Annotated in this window: 14 protein-coding genes; all 14 read left to right on the top strand. The window is 69.7% G+C overall.

Features of this window, described 5'->3' with window-relative positions; genetic code table 11:
- Positions 1-128 precede the first annotated feature (128 nt).
- The 14 genes from H9640_RS11160 (at position 129) to nrdF (ending at position 16,965) form a co-directional block, all read left to right on the top strand.
- Complete coding sequence (locus tag H9640_RS11160; RefSeq protein WP_318243744.1) at positions 129-821, top strand: TetR/AcrR family transcriptional regulator; 693 nt, start codon at positions 129-131, stop codon at positions 819-821.
- A 1-nt stretch (position 822) separates the two neighbouring features.
- On the top strand, positions 823-1,755 hold the full coding sequence (locus tag H9640_RS11155) for a YndJ family protein (protein ID WP_191790788.1): 933 nt from the start codon (positions 823-825) through the stop codon (positions 1,753-1,755).
- A complete protein-coding gene (locus H9640_RS11150; RefSeq protein ID WP_191790787.1) occupies positions 1,752-2,276 on the top strand; it encodes a DUF1990 family protein in 525 nt (174 codons plus the stop codon). Before H9640_RS11155 ends, H9640_RS11150 begins: the two co-directional genes overlap by 4 nt.
- A gap of 85 nt (positions 2,277-2,361) precedes the next feature.
- Positions 2,362-3,684, top strand: a complete 1,323-nt coding sequence (locus tag H9640_RS11145; protein ID WP_191790786.1) for an N-acetylglucosamine-6-phosphate deacetylase — start codon at positions 2,362-2,364, stop codon at positions 3,682-3,684.
- Positions 3,685-3,903: 219 nt separating this feature from the next.
- On the top strand, positions 3,904-4,929 hold the full coding sequence (locus H9640_RS11140; protein ID WP_191790785.1) for a LacI family DNA-binding transcriptional regulator: 1,026 nt from the start codon (positions 3,904-3,906) through the stop codon (positions 4,927-4,929).
- 147 nt (positions 4,930-5,076) lie between these two features.
- Positions 5,077-6,378, top strand: a complete 1,302-nt coding sequence (locus H9640_RS11135; RefSeq protein ID WP_191790784.1) for an ABC transporter substrate-binding protein — start codon at positions 5,077-5,079, stop codon at positions 6,376-6,378.
- A gap of 77 nt (positions 6,379-6,455) precedes the next feature.
- A complete protein-coding gene (locus H9640_RS11130) occupies positions 6,456-7,421 on the top strand; it encodes a carbohydrate ABC transporter permease (RefSeq protein ID WP_191790783.1) in 966 nt (321 codons plus the stop codon).
- The gene (locus tag H9640_RS11125; RefSeq protein ID WP_191790782.1) at positions 7,421-8,326 is read left to right on the top strand and encodes a carbohydrate ABC transporter permease; all 906 of its coding nucleotides are present in this window, start codon (positions 7,421-7,423) and stop codon (positions 8,324-8,326) included. The genes H9640_RS11130 and H9640_RS11125 overlap by 1 nt, the downstream gene beginning before the upstream one ends.
- Before the next feature lie 30 nt (positions 8,327-8,356).
- Positions 8,357-10,636, top strand: coding sequence for an alpha-xylosidase (gene yicI / locus H9640_RS11120; RefSeq protein WP_191790781.1), 2,280 nt, complete (start codon positions 8,357-8,359; stop codon positions 10,634-10,636).
- Between the two features lie 203 nt (positions 10,637-10,839).
- Complete coding sequence (locus H9640_RS11115) at positions 10,840-12,327, top strand: GH1 family beta-glucosidase (RefSeq protein WP_191790780.1); 1,488 nt, start codon at positions 10,840-10,842, stop codon at positions 12,325-12,327.
- A gap of 643 nt (positions 12,328-12,970) precedes the next feature.
- Entirely contained in the window at positions 12,971-13,213 is a 243-nt protein-coding gene (gene nrdH / locus H9640_RS11110) for a glutaredoxin-like protein NrdH (RefSeq protein ID WP_030149940.1), read from the top strand.
- Positions 13,214-13,250: 37 nt separating this feature from the next.
- The gene (nrdI, locus tag H9640_RS11105; RefSeq protein ID WP_138823559.1) at positions 13,251-13,682 is read left to right on the top strand and encodes a class Ib ribonucleoside-diphosphate reductase assembly flavoprotein NrdI; all 432 of its coding nucleotides are present in this window, start codon (positions 13,251-13,253) and stop codon (positions 13,680-13,682) included.
- Positions 13,652-15,811, top strand: a complete 2,160-nt coding sequence (gene nrdE / locus H9640_RS11100; protein WP_225227068.1) for a class 1b ribonucleoside-diphosphate reductase subunit alpha — start codon at positions 13,652-13,654, stop codon at positions 15,809-15,811. Before nrdI ends, nrdE begins: the two co-directional genes overlap by 31 nt.
- A 173-nt stretch (positions 15,812-15,984) precedes the next feature.
- Complete coding sequence (nrdF, locus tag H9640_RS11095) at positions 15,985-16,965, top strand: class 1b ribonucleoside-diphosphate reductase subunit beta (RefSeq protein WP_030149937.1); 981 nt, start codon at positions 15,985-15,987, stop codon at positions 16,963-16,965.
- Positions 16,966-17,001 lie beyond the last annotated feature (36 nt).

Raw genomic sequence — 17,001 nt, 5'->3', positions numbered from 1 at the left:
CCCGCCGGTGACGCAGCGGTACCTCGTCGTGAGGAGCGCCCGTCCGGCCCTGGTGGTCGGACGGGCTCTCCTCGTGCTAGGTTTTTGAACATGTTCAAAAATGATCCCTCCGGCGCGGAGCAGGGGGCGTGACGGTACCGGCGGCGCCAGAGCGCCCGCAGTCCGCCACCGCCAAGTCCGCGCAGACCCGCGCGAAGGTCCTGGAGGCTGCTCTCTCGTTGCTGCGCGAGCAGGGCTACGAGGCCACGACCATGCGGGCCATCGCCGCCGCGGCAGGCGTGAGCACGGGCAACGCCTACTACTACTTCCCGTCCAAGGACCACCTGGTCCAGGAGCTGTACGTCGAGGTGCAGCGGGCGCACCGCCGCGCAGCGGACGAGGTCCTCGCGCAGGGCGGGACGCTCGCCGAGCGGCTGCGCCGAGTGCTCGACGCGGCGATCGACGTCTTCACGCCGTACCACTCGTTCGGCGCCGAGTTCGTCTCGGTCGCGATCCGGCCGGGTGCCGCGGCCAACCCGTTCAGCGAGGCCTCGCGCGAGTCCCGGGAGCTCTCGCTCGCGATCTTCGAGGACGTCGTCGCCGGCGCCTCGCCCGCGGTGCCCGCCGCGCTGCGTGCCCGGCTCCCCGAGCTGCTGTGGCTCGCGCACCTCGGGGTGACCCTCTTCTGGGTCCAGGACTCGTCGTCGGGCACGGCTCGGACGCGACGCCTCGTCGCGGGGGCGAGCCCGATCGTCGGGACGCTCGTCCGGCTCTCTCGCCTCCCGGTGGCGCGCACCGTCGTCGACGACGTCCTGCGCCTGACCGCCTCGCTGAAGGCCTGACGTGAGCCCCGCGACCGCGGTCCTCGTGGACCTCGTGGTGGCCTTCGGGCTCGTGGTGATTCTCCCGCTGGGGCTGTCCCTGCTCGGGTCGCGCACGGTGCCGGGGGCGGGCAGCGCGTGGTGGCCCGCCGCGGGTGCGGTCACGGCCGCGGGAGCCTGGCTCCCGGGGGGTCCGCTCGCGCAGGCGTCGACCGTCCCGTTCCTCGGCGGATCGGCGGTCCTGCTCGTCGCTGCGGTGCGCGTCCTCCTCGGCCCGACGGCGCCTCGACGGCCCGAGGTGCGGCTCGCCGTTGGCGTCGCTCTCGTCGTGCCGGGGGTCGGTGCCGCCGCGATGCTGGCCGACCGCGGGGGATGGGGGCTCCTCGGGTTCTCGGGGACCTACCTGACGCTGACCGTGCCGCACATGCTCTTCGCGGGTTTCGCGGCGGCGCTCGTCGCGGGCCTGACGGTCACGCTCGACGACCCCGTCGACGGACCACGTGGCAGGCCGGCCGCCGCGCGCCTCGGGGCGGTCGGGGTGCCGACGGGTACCGCGGCGGTCCTCGTCGGGTACTTCGTCGGCAACACGGTCGAGCTGCTCGGCGCGCTCGTGCTCACCGCTGCGCTCTGGAGCACCGCGTGGGCCGTGGTGGGCGTCCCGGCCGGGCGAGGCGCAAGGATGCTTCTCACCGCAGGGTCGCTCGCCGTCGGAGCCTCGATGCTGCTCGCGGTCTGGTGGGCGGTCGGTGAGCTCACGGGCGTGCCGCACCCGAGCATCGGGCAGATGGCCGCGACGCACGGTGTCGCGAACGCGCTCGGGTTCTCGCTGTGCACCATGCTCGGACTGCGGCTCGCCCGGGCGGGGGCGGATCCGGGGCGTCGCGCTCCGGCGATGCAAGAAGACGACCGCACGACACACAGACCTAGCAGGAGCCCAGGACGGAGACAGGCATGACGCAGTCCCGCACGACCTACCCCGAGGTGGGAGCCACCCGCTCCGCCGAGCTGCCGGCGGGGTACGCCCACCTGCGCCTGCGACACCGGATCTCGGAGAGGCCCTACTCGGTCGCCGAGCTCGGTCGCCTCGGCGAGCTGCTCCTGACCTGGCAGGTGCACGCTCGGGCGCGCGTGCAGATCGTGACCTCGGCGCCCGTCGCCGAGGTCGGCGGGCTCGTGACGACGCGGCTGGGCCTGGGGCCCGTCCGGCTGAGCGAACCGTGCGAGATCGTGTGGGTCGAGCGGGAGGAGCAGCGGATCGGCTTCGGGTACGGGACCCTGCCGGGGCACGTGTTCGTGGGGGAGGAGTCGTTCGTGCTCGAACGTGACGCGGCGGGAGACGTCTGGTTCGTCGTCGACGTCTTCAGCAATCCGGCGGCCCGGTGGGTCCGGGCGTTGCGCCCGCTCGTCCCGATCTTCCAACGCCTGTACATCGCGCATCTCGCACGGGCTGCGCGTCGGCTGGCGCGAGACCTCTGACGAGCCCGTCTCAGCACTCGACCCGTCGCCGCTGCCCTCACGACCATTCGTGCGTCGTTCGAACGAAGTGCGCAAGAATGTGGCCATGACGTCGAACCCCGCCCCGCTGTCGTCCGCCTCCACGCCTGCGTCCTCGTCGGGGGAGGCGCCGCCCGCCGGACGGACCGCCCTGAGGGGCCGGGTCGTGACCCCGCAGGAGGTCCTCGAGGACGGCGTGGTGGTCCTCGACGGTCCGGTGATCGCGTGGGTCGGTGAGCGCAGGGACGCCGCAGCGGCCGGGTACGCGGCCGAGGTCGAGGCGGCGGCCGAGCCCGCCGAGGGGCAGGTCGTCCTGCCGGGCCTCGTCGAGCTGCACAACCACGGCGGTGGCGGCGCGAGCTTCCCCGACGCGCAGGACGCGCAGGAGGCCCTCGTCGCGGTCCGCGAGCACCGCCGCCACGGGACCACGAGCCTGGTCGCGTCGCTCGTGACCGCCGAGCGCGAGACCCTGCTGCGCCGGGTCGCGACGCTCGCGGACCTCGGGGACGCGGGCGAGATCGCGGGCATCCACCTGGAGGGACCGTTCCTGTCCGAGGTGCGCTGCGGCGCGCAGAACCCCCACGACATGCTCGCGGGAGACCCCGAGCTGGTCCGGGCGATCGCCGAGGCCGGGCGCGGGCACGTCCGCACCATGACCTTCGCTCCCGAGGTGCCGGGCAACACGGGGCCCGGCGGCGTCGTGGAGGCCCTGGTCGAGGTCGGGGCGGTTCCCTCGGTCGGGCACACCGACGCGTCGTCGGAGCAGACCGACGCCGCGATCGCCGAGGGGGTCACGGCGCTCGCCGCGCGTCGGGCCGCCCTCGTCGCGGCGGGGGAGCCGGTGGGTCCTGCGCCCCGCGTGACCGCGACGCATCTCTTCAACGGCATGCGCCCGCTGCACCACCGCGCCCCCGGACCCATCGCCTCGTGCCTCGCGGCCGCGGCACGGGGCGACCTCGTGGTCGAGCTCGTCGCGGACGGCACCCACCTCGCGGCCGGGACGGTCCGCAGCGTGTTCGAGCTCGTCGGGCCGGACGCGATCGTGCTCGTCACGGACGCGATGGCAGCGGCGGGCATGGCCGACGGCACGTATCAGCTCGGTCCCATGGCGGTCACGGTCGCCGACGGCGTCGCGCGCCTCGACGACGGGACGCCCGAGGGGTCGATCGCCGGGGGGACGTTCCACCTGCTCGACGTGGTGCGCGCCACGGTCGGCTTCGGCATCCCGCTGGTCGACGCGATCAAGGCGGCGTCGCTGACGCCGGCCGGTGTGCTCGGGCGAGCGGACATCGGCGCGCTGGAGGCGGGGCGACGTGCCGACGTCCTCGTGGCGGACGCGGGCCTGCACCCGGTCGTCGTGTGGCGCGGGGGAGCGCTGGTCACCGACTGACCCCGAGCGACCATGGCGCACGTCGCCTGACCTGCGACGACACCCGAACAGCGGCCCGGCCCCGAGCGAGAGCTCGGCGCCGGGCCGTCGTCGTCCGGGCGAGAGGGGTTGACGGATCGCAATAGTTCAGTCAATACTCGTATTCATTCGAAGCGCTTCGACGAAGCGCTTCGACGATTCGGTCCCCGAGGCTGGGGCCGACCACGAGGAGGTGGCGAGATGGTGACCATGCAGGACGTGGCCGCACGGGCGAACGTGTCGCTCAGCACGGTGTCGTACGCGCTCAACGGGACGCGCAAGATCTCCGACGAGACGCGTGCCCGGATCGAGGCGGCCATGACGGACCTCGGGTATCACCGCAACGCCATGGCTCGGGGGCTCGCCTCACGTCGGAGCCACGTCCTCGCCCTGATCTTCCCCGCGACCGAGACCGGCATCGGCGGGACCGTCTCGGAGTTCGTCACGAGCGCGGCGGCCGCCGCCCGCGAGGCGGGGTACCACCTGGTGCTCTGGCCGTTCGCGGCGCACGAGGCCACCGAGATCCGCGACCTGACCCAGCAGGGCATGGCCGACGGCGTCCTGCTCATGGAGGTCCGGCTCGACGACCCCCGCGTCGAGGTGCTCCACGAGGCAGGCGTGCCCTACACGATGATCGGTCGCACCCGGGAGCTCGAGGGGCGTCCGTACGTCGACATCGACTTCGCCGCGACGACCGAGGCGGCCGTCGACCACCTGTTCGCGCTGGGCCACCGCCGGATCGCTTTCATCAACCACTCGGCCGAGAGCGCCGCGGCGGGCTACGGCCCGACCCTGCGTGCGGACGAGGGGTTCGCCGCGGCCATGGCGCGCCGGGGGCTCGCGGGGCGCAGCCTCCTGTGCGACGAGACGGCCGAGGCCGGACGCGCCGCGGTCGGCGAGCTGCTCGAGCAGGACCCGTCGCTCACCGCGCTCGTCACGATGAACGAGATCGCGACGTTCGGGGTCATGTCGGGCCTGCAGGCGCGTGGGCTCGCGGTCCCCGCCGACGTCTCGGTGCTCGGCATCGTCAGCTCGCCCGGTGTCGGCGCGATGAGCACGCCCCCCTTGACCACCATGCACGCACCGGGCGCAGCGCTCGGGCGGCTCGGTGTGCAGTCCCTGGTCGCACGGATCGACGACGCGGGCAGGTCGCACGCGCCCGTCCTCGTCACGTGCGACCTCGAGGCCGGCGCGAGCGTCGGCCCCGCCCCTGTCCGGGGGACCTGACCCCGGGTGCTCGACCCCCGACCCCGGCTTCGATCCCGAGGTGCCGGGGTCACGACCGGCGGTCCGCCGGTGCACGTCCGCCGGCCTGGCCGGTGCAGGACCAGACGATCGGCGCTGACGCCGACGCTCAATGATGAGGAGAGAGTCATGTTGCGTACACGGAAGCCTCTTGTCGCTGCCCTGGTAGCGCTCCCACTCGCCCTGGCGGGCTGCGCGGGAGGAGGGAGCGGCGGAGGGGACTCCGACGACAAGACCCTCACGATCTGGCACTACGAGTCGGAGACGTCGGCCATGGGCCAGGCATGGGCCAAGGCGATCGAGATCTTCGAGGACGAGAACCCCGACGTCACGGTCGACGTCCAGAAGCAGACGTTCGAGCAGATCCAGAAGAACGCGAAGATCGTGCTGACCGGCGACGACGTTCCCGACGTCATGGAGTACAACAAGGGGAACGCGACCGCAGGCCAGCTCGCGTCGCAGGGCCTGCTGACGCCCCTGACCGACGCGGCCGAGGAGCGTGGCTGGGACACCACCCTCAGCGGGTCGCTCCAGACCACCGCGACCTACGACGAGAACGGCCTCATGGGGTCGGGCGACTGGTACGGGGTGCCGAACTACGGCGAGTTCGTGGGCGTCTACTACAACAAGGACATGTTCGCGCAGTACGGCGTCCAGGTCCCGACCACGCTCGCCGAGCTCGAGACCGCGATGGCGACCTTCCAGGCCGCCGGGGTCACGCCGCTCGCCGAGGCCGGCGCCGAGTACCCGCTCGGCCAGCTCTGGTACGAGCTCGTCCTCGCGAACGCCGACCAGGACTTCGTCGACGCCTACCAGCTGTTCGACGGTGACGTCGACTTCCAGGGCCCGGAGATGACCGAGGCCACCGAGACCCTCGCCGACTGGATCGACAAGGGCTACATCGCCTCCGACTCCGCCGCTCTCACGGCCGAGGACATGGGCGTCTCGTTCATCAACGGCACCTACCCGATGATGGTCTCCGGCTCGTGGTGGTTCGGGCGCATCGTCGACGAGATGGACGCCGACTGGGGCCAGTTCAACTTCCCGGGCAACACGCTGCAGGTGGGCTCGTCGGGCAACCTGTGGGTCGTCCCGACCAACGCCGACTCGAAGTCCCTCGCCGAGGAGTTCATCGACATCACGCTGCGTCCCGAGGTGCAGAACATCCTGGGCGAGGCGGGCGGGCTCCCCGTCGCGGGTGACGTCTCGGCCATCACGGACGAGCGCACCCAGGCCCTCACCCAGAACTTCAACGACATCCTGGCCGCCGACGGCCTCGCGTTCTACCCCGACTGGCCCGTCGCGGGCTACTACGACGTGCTCGTGAGCCAGCTCCAGTCGCTCGTCAACAAGTCCAAGACTCCTGCCGAGGTCCTCGACGGCCTGTCCGGCCCGTACGAGGAGGGCAAGGCGGACCTGCTCGAGGGCTGATCCGCAGCGCAGGGAACCCGGTGGGCGGGCGACCGTCCGCCCACCGGGGCCGAGGACTCCGACGACGAGGAAAGACCATGAGCACTGTCAAGACGCCGACCCCGACGGTCGAGCGAGCACGGGCCGCGCGCTCGCGGCGCAGCAGACCCCGCTGGGTGGGTTACCTGCCCTACCTGATCCCGGGAGCGGTCGCCTTCACGGTGGTCATCCTGATCCCGTTCGCCACGAACGTGTACTACAGCCTCTTCAAGTGGAAGGGCGGCATGGCCCCGAAGAAGTTCGTGGGGCTCGACAACTACGCCGCCCTGATGGCCGACGAGCAGTTCTGGACCTCGTTCCGGAACTCGGTCGCGATGATCCTCGCGATGGTCGTGGTCCCGACGATCATCGGGCTCGTGCTGGCGGCCGTCCTGTTCGACTACCTCGGCCGCCGGTTCGGCGGCGGCGTCGCGGCCTTCCTGCGCGCCACCTACTACCTGCCGCAGATCCTGCCGGTCGCGGTCGCGGGCGTGCTGTGGAACTGGATCCTCAACTCCCAGACCGGCGCGCTCAACGTGGTCCTGCGCTCGATCGGGTTCGAGAACCCGCCCAACTGGCTCGGGTCCACGACCACGGCGCTGCCCACGGTCATGGCCGTCCTGGTCTGGGTCCAGATCGGCTACCCGGTCGTGATCTTCATGTCGGCGCTCCAGCGGGTCGACCCCGAGCTGTACGAGGCGGCCGAGCTCGACGGCGCAGGGTGGTGGCGCCGGTTCGGCGCGATCACGATGCCGCAGATCCGCCCCGAGACGTTCGTGGTGGTCCTGACCTGCACGGTCGCGGCGCTCAAGGTCTTCGGCCCGATCTACGTGCTGACCCGTGGCGGCCCCGAGAGCTCGACGCTCGTGCCCAGCTACTACTCGTACCTCAACTTCTTCGACAAGTCGAAGGTCGGCTACGGCGCTGCCGTGGCCACCGTCCTGACCCTGGTGATCGTCGTGGTCGCCCTCGTCATCCTCGCCCTGCAGTCCCGCGCCGAGCGCCGTGAAGAAGGAGGCCGCTGATGGCCACCGACACGTTGTCCCCGTCCGTCGAGAAGTCCACCGGGGACCAGGTCCTGCGGGCCACCCGGCCCGACCAGCGGCACCGGCGGGGGATCGGGCGATGGTTCGTGCTCGCCGCGGCCGCCCTGTTCGCGCTCCTGATGCTCGCCCCGTTCGTCATCATGCTCCTCAACGCGTTCAAGTCGCCCGCGGAGTACTCGCAGGACGGGCCGCTGAGCTGGCCGACGCACCTGTACTTCGACGGCGTGGTGGCGTTCTGGGAGCGGGTCGACTTCCCGCAGAAGCTGCTCAACTCGATCTGGATCTCGGCCGCCGTGGCGATCGGGGGCACGCTGCTCTCGCTGCTCAACGCCTACGCGATCGGCGTCGGGAGGGTCAAGGGTCGCCTGTGGATCATCATGCTGTTCCTGCTCGCGAACATGCTGCCGCAAGAGGCCCTGGTCTACCCGCTGTTCACCATGGCGCAGCAGGTCGGCCTGTCGAACTCCCAGTGGTCCGTGATCATCATCTTCACGGTCATCCAGTCGGCGTTCGGCACGTACCTCCTGTCGTCGGTGCTGGGCACGTTCCCGCCCGCGCTGCTCGAGGCCGCGGCGCTCGACGGCGCCACGCGCTGGCAGATCCTGTGGAGGATCGTCTTCCCGGTCGTGCGCCCGACGCTCTCGGTCCTGATGATCTTCTTCTTCATCTGGACCTGGAACGAGTTCTTCATCCCGCTGGTCATGCTGACGACCAACGCGACGCAGACGATCCCGATCGCGCTGGCCTCGCTCCAGGGCGACCGGATGATGGACGCCACGACGACCAACGCGGGCGCGCTGGTCTCGCTCGTCCCCGCCGTCATCTTCTTCCTGATCTTCCAGCGCACCCTGACGCGAGGCGTCACGGCCGGCGCCGTGAAGTGACCGCACCTACCCCGAAGGAACCGAGCACCCATGAAGTTCACCGACGGCTACTGGCAGGTCCGTGACGGCTTCTCGCCGCTCCACCCGGCCCAGGTCGACGACGTCCGCGCCGACCCTGCGGCGGGCACCATGACGGTGTACGCCCCGACGGCCGTGATCCGGCGGCGCGGCGACACGCTCAACCGGCCGCTCCTGACGGTCACCTATTCGTCGCCTGCGCCGGGGGTGATCGGCGTGCGGATCGAGCACCTGAGCGGCGGGGCGCGGCGCGGTCCGCACTTCGAGCTCCGCCGCGAGGAGGGCTTCCGGCCCGAGATCTCGGTCGACGCCGCCGCGGGCGTGCTGCGCTCGGGGCCGCTGGCGGTGCGGGTGCACCGCGACGGCGGCTGGCGCGTCGACGTCGAGCAGGACGGGCAGGTCGTGACGTCGAGCCTGCACAAGGCCGTGGGCGCGGTCCAGGCCGATGCCGTGCACGGGGGTTCGCACTTCGTGCACGAGCAGCTGAGCCTCGCGCCGGGCGAGCAGCTGTACGGGCTGGGGGAGCGGTTCGGGCCGTTCGTCAAGAACGGGCAGGCGGTCGACGTCTGGAACGCCGACGGCGGGACGTCGAGCGAGCAGGCGTACAAGAACGTGCCGTTCTACGTGAGCAGCCGCGGGTACGGCGTGTTCGTCGACCACCCGGAGCTCGTGTCGTTCGAGGTGGCCTCGGAGATCAACACGCGTGCCCAGTTCTCGGTCGAGGGGCAGGCGCTCCAGTACTACCTGGTCGCGGGGCCCACGCCCAAGGAGGTCCTGACGCGGTACACCGCGCTGACGGGGCGCCCCGCGCGCGTCCCGGGCTGGTCGTTCGGGCTGTGGCTCACGACGTCGTTCACGACGAGCTACGACGAGCAGACCGTGAGCGGGTTCATCGACGGGATGGCCGAGCGGGACCTGCCGCTGTCCGTCTTCCACTTCGACTGCTTCTGGATGCGCGAGTACCAGTGGGTCGACTTCGAGTGGGACCCCCGCACGTTCCCCGACCCCGAGGGCATGCTGAGCCGGCTCAAGGACAAGGGCCTCAAGATCTGCGTGTGGATCAACCCGTACGTCGCGCAGCGCTCGCCGCTTTTCGAGGAGGCGCGCGAGGCCGGGTTCCTGCTGCGCACGACCGACGGCGGCGTGTGGCAGTGGGACAAGTGGCAGGCGGGCATGGGTCTGGTCGACTTCACGAACCCCGAGGCGACCGAGTGGTACCTGGGCAAGCTCAAGGGCCTGCTGGACCAGGGGGTCGACTGCTTCAAGACCGACTTCGGGGAGCGCATCCCGGTCGACGACGTGGTGTGGTCGGACGGGTCGGACCCGGCCAAGATGCACAACTACTACGCGCAGCTCTACAACGAGGCGGTCTTCCGGCTCCTCGAGCGCGAGCGCGGCGAGGGGGACGCGGTCCTGTTCGCGCGGTCGGCGACCGCGGGCGGTCAGCAGCTCCCGGTGCACTGGGGCGGTGACTGCGACTCGACGTACGCGTCGATGGCCGAGTCGCTGCGCGGCGGGCTGTCGCTCGCGATGTCCGGCTTCGGGTACTGGAGCCACGACATCGGGGGCTTCGAAGGGGTCCCGGACCCGGGGGTCTTCAAGCGGTGGCTCGCGTTCGGGCTCCTGTCCTCGCACAGCCGGCTGCACGGCTCGGACTCGGTGCGCGTGCCGTGGGCGTTCGACGAGGAGGCGGTCGACGTCACCCGGCGGTTCACGCGGCTCAAGCTCTCGCTCATGCCGTACCTGGCGGGGGTCGCGGAGGAGGCGCACCGGGACGGGATCTCGATGATGCGGCCCATGGTGCTCGAGTTCCCGGGTGACCGCGGGGGCTTCGGGGTCGACACCCAGTACATGCTGGGCGGCTCGCTGCTCGTGGCGCCGGTCTTCACGGCCGAGGGCGACGTCGAGTACTACGTCCCGGAGGGTCGCTGGACGAACCTGCTCGACGGGACCACGGTCTCGGGACCGCGGTGGGTGTCGGAGCGGCACGGCTTCGACTCGCTGCCGCTCCTGGTCCGCCCGGGCACGGTGCTTCCGGTCGGCGCGCGCACCGACCGGCCCGACTACGAGTGGGCCGACGGCGTGACCCTGCGCCTGTTCGAGCTGCCCGACGGTCATGACTCGACGACCACGGTCCCGTCCGAGACGGGCACGGCCACGACCTTCCGCACCGTGCGCGAGGGGTCGCGGATCACGGTCACCTCCGACGACGCCCGCGCGCCGTGGGCCGTGCAGCTCGGCGACCGGGTGGTCCGGGCGCAGGGCGTGGGCAGCGTCGAGCTGTCCGTCTGACGCTCGCCCCACGCCACGCGGCGGGGGAACGCAAGGGGGGGTGAGCGGCGTCGTCGGGCGGGGGAGTCCTCCTGCCCGACGGCGCCGCTCGCGGCCCGCCCTCGACGTCGCCCGGCCGCGTGGGTACGCTGATCGAATCGATACGTGAGAGCGCTTCCACGCCTGAGTCAGACCATCCACCGACGACCGACCGAAGGAACACCGTGAGCACCGTCGCCACCCGGCAGGACGCCGACCCCGCACCGTCCGCAGCGCAGCCCCCCGCAGCGCGCACCTTCCCGACCGACTTCCTCTGGGGATCGGCCACCGCCGCCTACCAGATCGAGGGCGCCGCCGCCGAGGGCGGCCGCGGCCCCTCCATCTGGGACACCTACTCCCACACGCCCGGCCGTACCCTCAACGGCGACACGGGCGACGTGGCCGACGACCACTACCACCGGTGGGCCGAGGACGTGCAGCACATCAAGGACCTCGGGCTCGGCGCCTACCGCTTCTCCATCTCCTGGTCGCGCGTCCAGCCCGGCGGCACGGGCGAGTTCAACCCCGAGGGCATCGCGTTCTACTCGCGGCTCGTCGACGCGCTGCTCGAGGCGGGCGTCAAGCCCGTCGTCACGCTCTACCACTGGGACCTCCCGCAGGAGCTCGAGGACCGTGGCGGCTGGGCGAACCGCGAGACCGCCTCTGCGTTCGCGGAGTACGCGCGCCGCATGGCCCGCGAGCTCGGGGACCGCATCGACGTGTGGACCACGCTCAACGAGCCCTGGTGCTCGGCCTACCTCGGGTACGGCTCGGGCGTGCACGCCCCCGGCCGCACCGAGCCCGTCGCGGCGCTCGCGGCCGTGCACCACCTCAACCTCGCCCACGGGCTCGCGTGCCGCGCGATCCGCGACGAGCTGGGCGAGGACGCCAAGACCTCGGTGACCCTCAACCTGCACGTCATCCGTCCCGACGACCCCACCTCGGACGCCGACCTCGACGCCGTGCGGAAGATCGACGCGCTCGCCAACCGGGCGTTCCTCGGCCCGCTGCTCGACGGCGCCTACCCTGCCGACCTGCTCGCCGACACCGCGCACGTGAGCGACTGGTCGTTCGTCCACGACGGCGACCTCGATCTCGTACGGCAGCCGCTGTCGATCCTCGGCGTCAACTACTACTCGACCGTGCGCGTCCGGCACTTCTCCGGCGACGGCGAGCGCTCGGAGAGCGACGGCCACGGCGCGTCGAGCCACAGCCCGTGGATCGGGGTCGACGACGTCGAGTTCGTCCAGCAGCCCGGCCCCTACACCGCGATGGGCTGGAACATCGAGCCCGCAGGCATGACCGAGCTGCTGGTCTCGGTGCACCGGACCTACCCCGACCAGCCGCTCATGGTCACCGAGAACGGCGCGGCCTTCGACGACGAGGTGAGCGTCGACGCGGACGGGACCGCCCGGGTCCACGACGACCTCCGGGTCGCATACCTGCACGACCACGTCGACGCCGTCGGGGCCGCGATCGACGCCGGCGCCGACGTGCGCGGGTACTTCGCGTGGTCGCTGCTCGACAACTTCGAGTGGGGCTACGGCTACGACCGTCGGTTCGGGATCATCCGTGTCGACTACGACACGCTCGAGCGGACCTGGAAGGACTCGGCCCACTGGTACCGCCGGCTCGCGTCGTCCTCGGTGCTGCCCGCGGTCGACGAGGTCTGACTCGGCGGCACGTGCTGACCGCGACGTCCGGGCCTTCCTGGGAAGAGGAGGCCCGGACGTCGTGCGCGGTGCCCCGGAGGCGGCGCCGGCGGGGTAGCGGTGATCTTTGTCGCAGCCCGACCGGAACCGCGCGACACGCCGAGCCGACACGACACGCCTGAGAAATTTCTGCCCGGCTTGTCCGCTTCGCGACGTCCTCGTCCGCGCTCGACGCTGTCCTTCGTCGGGTCTCGTGACCCGTCGACGAGGGCGGGTCGACTCCCCACAGCGTGTGGACGACGATCCTCCACAGCCTGTGGAGAAGTCACCGGGGCCGCAAGAGGCTGCGGATCGACGTGCGGACGAGCGGTGGACGACGGCGCCCGGCAGGTCTTGTCAGTGCCTCCTGGGAGGATGGATCCGTGCTTGTAGCACACTCCGAGAGGCCCCGAGGATGAGGCGACCAGGATCACCCGACCACGACATCTAGTGCCGAGCGCGGAGCCCGCCCACTAGGTATAGTGGTCAGCACCAGGGAGCGCATCATCTCCTCGGGCACATCACACGATCGTAGTTCCACCAGTGTTCTTCGAGGTCAGGACCCTTCGCGGAGTCGGCCCGAGACCCGTGGAAGACCGATCCCCTACACGAGGAGACTGACCAGATGAGCATCACGGTCTACAGCAAGCCGGCTTGCGTTCAGTGCGACGCGACCTACCGCGCCCTCGACAAGAAGGGCATCGAGTACTCGGTCGTGGACATCAGCCAGGACGCCGAGGCGCTCGAGCTGGTTCGCGGCCTCGGCTACCTGCAGGCACCCGTCGTCATCGCGGGCGACGACCACTGGTCGGGCTTCCGCCCCGACCAGATCAACGCTCTTGCGGCGAAGGTCGCTCCCGTCGCCTGAGCAGCTCGTCCCTCCGGTCCCCGCTGCGAGGTGTGACATGGGATCGCTCGTCTACTTCTCCAGCGTCTCGGACACCACGCACCGGTTCGTCCAGAGGCTGGGCCTCGAGGACCGCGGCCAGTCGGTCCACCGCATCCCGCTGCGACCCAAGGACGAGTTCCTGCGGGTCGACGAGCCGTACGTCCTGATGATCCCGACGTACGGCGGCGGCAACGAGGGCGGGGCAGTGCCCCGCCAGGTCATCAAGTTCTTGAACGACGCACACAACCGGTCGTTGATCCGCGGCGTGATCGCTGCGGGCAACACCAACTTCGGCGCTGCCTACTGCATCGCCGGCGACATCATCTCCTCGAAGTGCCAGGTGCCCTACCTGTACGCCTTCGAGCTTCTTGGAACAGCCGAGGACGTCGAGCGCGTCCGCGACGGATTGGGACGATTTTGGCAACGACAGTCACGGATTCCAGCGTGAGCACGGTGGCTGCGGGAGTCGAGCTCGACTACCACGCACTCAACGCGATGCTCAACCTGTACGGCCCCGACGGCGAGATCCAGTTCGACAAGGACCGCCAGGCTGCGCGCCAGTACTTCCTGCAGCACGTGAACCAGAACACGGTCTTCTTCCACAGCCTCGAGGAGAAGCTCGACTACCTGGTCGAGAACAAGTACTACGACCCCGCTGTCCTCGCGAAGTACGACCGCGCCTTCGTCAAGTCGCTCTTCGAGTTCGCGTACTCCAAGAAGTTCCGCTTCGACACGTTCCTCGGTGCGTTCAAGTACTACACCTCGTACACGCTCAAGACGTTCGACGGGAAGCGGTACCTCGAGCGCTTCGAGGACCGCGTGTCCATGGTCGCGCTCGGCCTCGCGGACGGCAACGAGCAGACGGCGCTCGACATCGTCGAGGAGATCGTCGCCGGCCGCTTCCAGCCCGCGACCCCGACGTTCCTCAACATCGGCAAGGCGCAGCGCGGCGAGCCCGTCTCCTGCTTCCTGCTGCGCATCGAGGACAACATGGAGTCCATCGCGCGCGGCATCAACTCCGCGCTCCAGCTCTCCAAGCGTGGCGGCGGCGTCGCCCTGCTCCTGAGCAACATCCGTGAGCACGGCGCCCCGATCAAGCACATCGAGAACCAGTCCTCGGGCGTCATCCCCGTGATGAAGCTCCTCGAGGACTCCTTCTCCTACGCGAACCAGCTCGGGGCCCGCCAGGGTGCCGGTGCCGTCTACCTGCACGCGCACCACCCCGACATCATGCGCTTCCTCGACACCAAGCGTGAGAACGCCGACGAGAAGATCCGCATCAAGACGCTCTCGCTCGGTGTGGTCATCCCCGACATCACGTTCGACCTGGCGAAGAAGAACGAGGACATGTACCTCTTCTCGCCGTACGACGTCGAGCGCGTCTACGGCAAGCCCTTCGCGGACATCTCGGTCACCGAGAAGTACGACGAGATGGTCGACGACGCACGCATCCGCAAGACCAAGATCAAGGCGCGCGAGTTCTTCCAGACCCTCGCCGAGCTCCAGTTCGAGTCCGGCTACCCGTACGTCATGTTCGAGGACACGGTGAACAAGGCGAACCCGATCAAGGGCCGCATCACCCACTCGAACCTGTGCTCGGAGATCCTCCAGGTCTCGACGCCCTCGACGTACAACGAGGACCTGTCGTACGACCACGTCGGCCGCGACATCTCCTGCAACCTGGGCTCGCTCAACATCGCCAAGACGATGGACTCGCCGGACTTCGCCAAGACCATCGACACCGCGATCCGTGCCCTGACGGCCGTGTCCGACCAGACGAGCATCGAGTCCGTCCCGTCGATCAAGCGCGCCAACGAGTCGGGCCACGCGATCGGCCTCGGGCAGATGAACCTGCACGGCTACCTCGCTCGTGAGCGCGTGTTCTACGGCTCCGAAGAGGGCATCGACTTCACGAACATCTACTTCTACACCGTGGCCTACCACGCGATCGCCGCGAGCAACCGTCTCGCGATCGAGCGGGGTCGCGCGTTCGGCGGGTTCGAGGACTCGACGTACGCCTCGGGCGAGTACTTCGAGAAGTACACGACCCAGGTGTGGGAGCCCGCGACGCCGCGCGTCAAGGAGCTCTTCGAGAACGCCGGCGTGCACATCCCCACGCAGGAGGACTGGAAGGCGCTCGCCGCGTCCGTCAAGGAGCACGGCATCTACAACCAGAACCTCCAGGCCGTCCCGCCGACCGGTTCGATCTCCTACATCAACAACTCGACGTCGTCGATCCACCCGGTCGCCTCGAAGATCGAGATCCGCAAGGAGGGCAAGATCGGGCGCGTCTACTACCCGGCGCCCTACCTCACGAACGACAACCTGGAGTACTACCAGGACGCGTACGAGATCGGCTACGAGAAGATCATCGACACGTATGCCGCGGCGACGCAGCACGTGGACCAGGGCCTGAGCCTCACGCTGTTCTTCAAGGACACCGCGACCACGCGCGACGTCAACCGTGCGCAGATCTACGCCTGGCGCAAGGGCATCAAGACCCTGTACTACATCCGCCTGCGTCAGCTCGCGCTCGAGGGCACCGAGGTCGAGGGTTGCGTCTCCTGCATGCTGTGATCGTCCTCGTCGCCTGAGGGCGACGCCCACGGGAGGGGTGCCGGTCTGCCCGGGCCGCTCGTGCCTCGCGGCCCCCGCCAGGCCCGACCACGACCGGCGCCCCTCCCGCTCCCGCCGCCCGCAGGACCTCTCGTCTCGTCGCTGGCACCGTGCTGAGAAAGAAGAAGAACGACATGTCACCCACTGGGAAGCTCAAGCTCATCGATCGCGTGTCCGCGATCAACTGGAACCGTCTCGAGGACGACAAGGACGCCGAGGTCTGGGACCGGCTCGTCGGGAACTTCTGGCTCCCCGAGAAGGTGCCGGTCTCGAACGACATCCAGAGCTGGGCCACGCTCACCGAGGAGGAGAAGACGCTCACCATGCGTGTCTTCACCGGCCTCACGCTCCTGGACACCATCCAGGGCACCGTGGGTGCCGTGTCGCTCATCCCCGACGCGATCACCCCGCACGAGGAGGCCGTGTACACCAACATCGCCTTCATGGAGTCCGTGCACGCCAAGAGCTACTCGTCGATCTTCTCGACGCTGTGCTCGACGCGCGAGATCGACGAGGCGTTCCGGTGGTCGGAGGAGAACCCCAACCTCCAGCGCAAGGCCGAGATCGTCATGGAGTACTACAAGGGCGACTCGCCGCTCAAGCGCAAGGTCGCGAGCACGCTCCTCGAGTCCTTCCTGTTCTACTCGGGCTTCTATCTCCCGATGTACTGGTCGAGCCGGGCCAAGCTCACGAACACCGCTGACCTGATCCGCCTCATCATCCGCGACGAGGCCGTGCACGGGTACTACATCGGCTACAAGTTCCAGAAGGGGCTCGAGAAGCTCAGCCCCGAGGAGCGCGACGAGATGAAGGCCTACACGTACGAGCTGCTCTTCGAGCTCTACGAGAACGAGGTCCAGTACACCGCCGACCTCTACGACGGCGTCGGCCTGACCGAGGACGTCAAGAAGTTCCTGCGCTACAACGCGAACAAGGCCCTCATGAACCTGGGCTACGAGGCGCTGTTCCCCAAGGACGAGACCGACGTCAACCCGGCGATCCTGTCCGCGCTGTCCCCGAACGCCGACGAGAACCACGACTTCTTCTCCGGCTCGGGCTCGTCCTACGTGATCGGCAAGGCCGTCAACACCGAGGACGACGACTGGGACTTCTGAGTCCTACGTCTCGAAGCGTGAAGCGTCGACGAGAGG

The sequence above is a fragment of the Oerskovia gallyi genome (assembly GCF_014836745.1).
In the GTDB taxonomy this organism is placed as follows: Bacteria; Actinomycetota; Actinomycetes; order Actinomycetales; family Cellulomonadaceae; genus Oerskovia; species Oerskovia paurometabola.
This window is presented reverse-complemented; position numbering and strand designations above follow the sequence as displayed.

Excerpts from the sequence above, each read along its gene's own strand:
- H9640_RS11150 (WP_191790787.1), top strand. The coding sequence starts at position 1,752 with ATGACGCAGTCCCGCACGACCTACCCCGAGGTGGGAGCCACCCGCTCC.
- H9640_RS11145 (WP_191790786.1), top strand. The coding sequence starts at position 2,362 with ATGACGTCGAACCCCGCCCCGCTGTCGTCCGCCTCCACGCCTGCGTCC.
- H9640_RS11140 (WP_191790785.1), top strand. The coding sequence starts at position 3,904 with ATGGTGACCATGCAGGACGTGGCCGCACGGGCGAACGTGTCGCTCAGC.
- H9640_RS11135 (WP_191790784.1), top strand. The coding sequence starts at position 5,077 with ATGTTGCGTACACGGAAGCCTCTTGTCGCTGCCCTGGTAGCGCTCCCA.
- H9640_RS11130 (WP_191790783.1), top strand. The coding sequence starts at position 6,456 with ATGAGCACTGTCAAGACGCCGACCCCGACGGTCGAGCGAGCACGGGCC.
- H9640_RS11125 (WP_191790782.1), top strand. The coding sequence starts at position 7,421 with ATGGCCACCGACACGTTGTCCCCGTCCGTCGAGAAGTCCACCGGGGAC.
- yicI (WP_191790781.1), top strand. The coding sequence starts at position 8,357 with ATGAAGTTCACCGACGGCTACTGGCAGGTCCGTGACGGCTTCTCGCCG.
- nrdH (WP_030149940.1), top strand. The coding sequence starts at position 12,971 with ATGAGCATCACGGTCTACAGCAAGCCGGCTTGCGTTCAGTGCGACGCG.
- nrdI (WP_138823559.1), top strand. The coding sequence starts at position 13,251 with ATGGGATCGCTCGTCTACTTCTCCAGCGTCTCGGACACCACGCACCGG.
- nrdF (WP_030149937.1), top strand. The coding sequence starts at position 15,985 with ATGTCACCCACTGGGAAGCTCAAGCTCATCGATCGCGTGTCCGCGATC.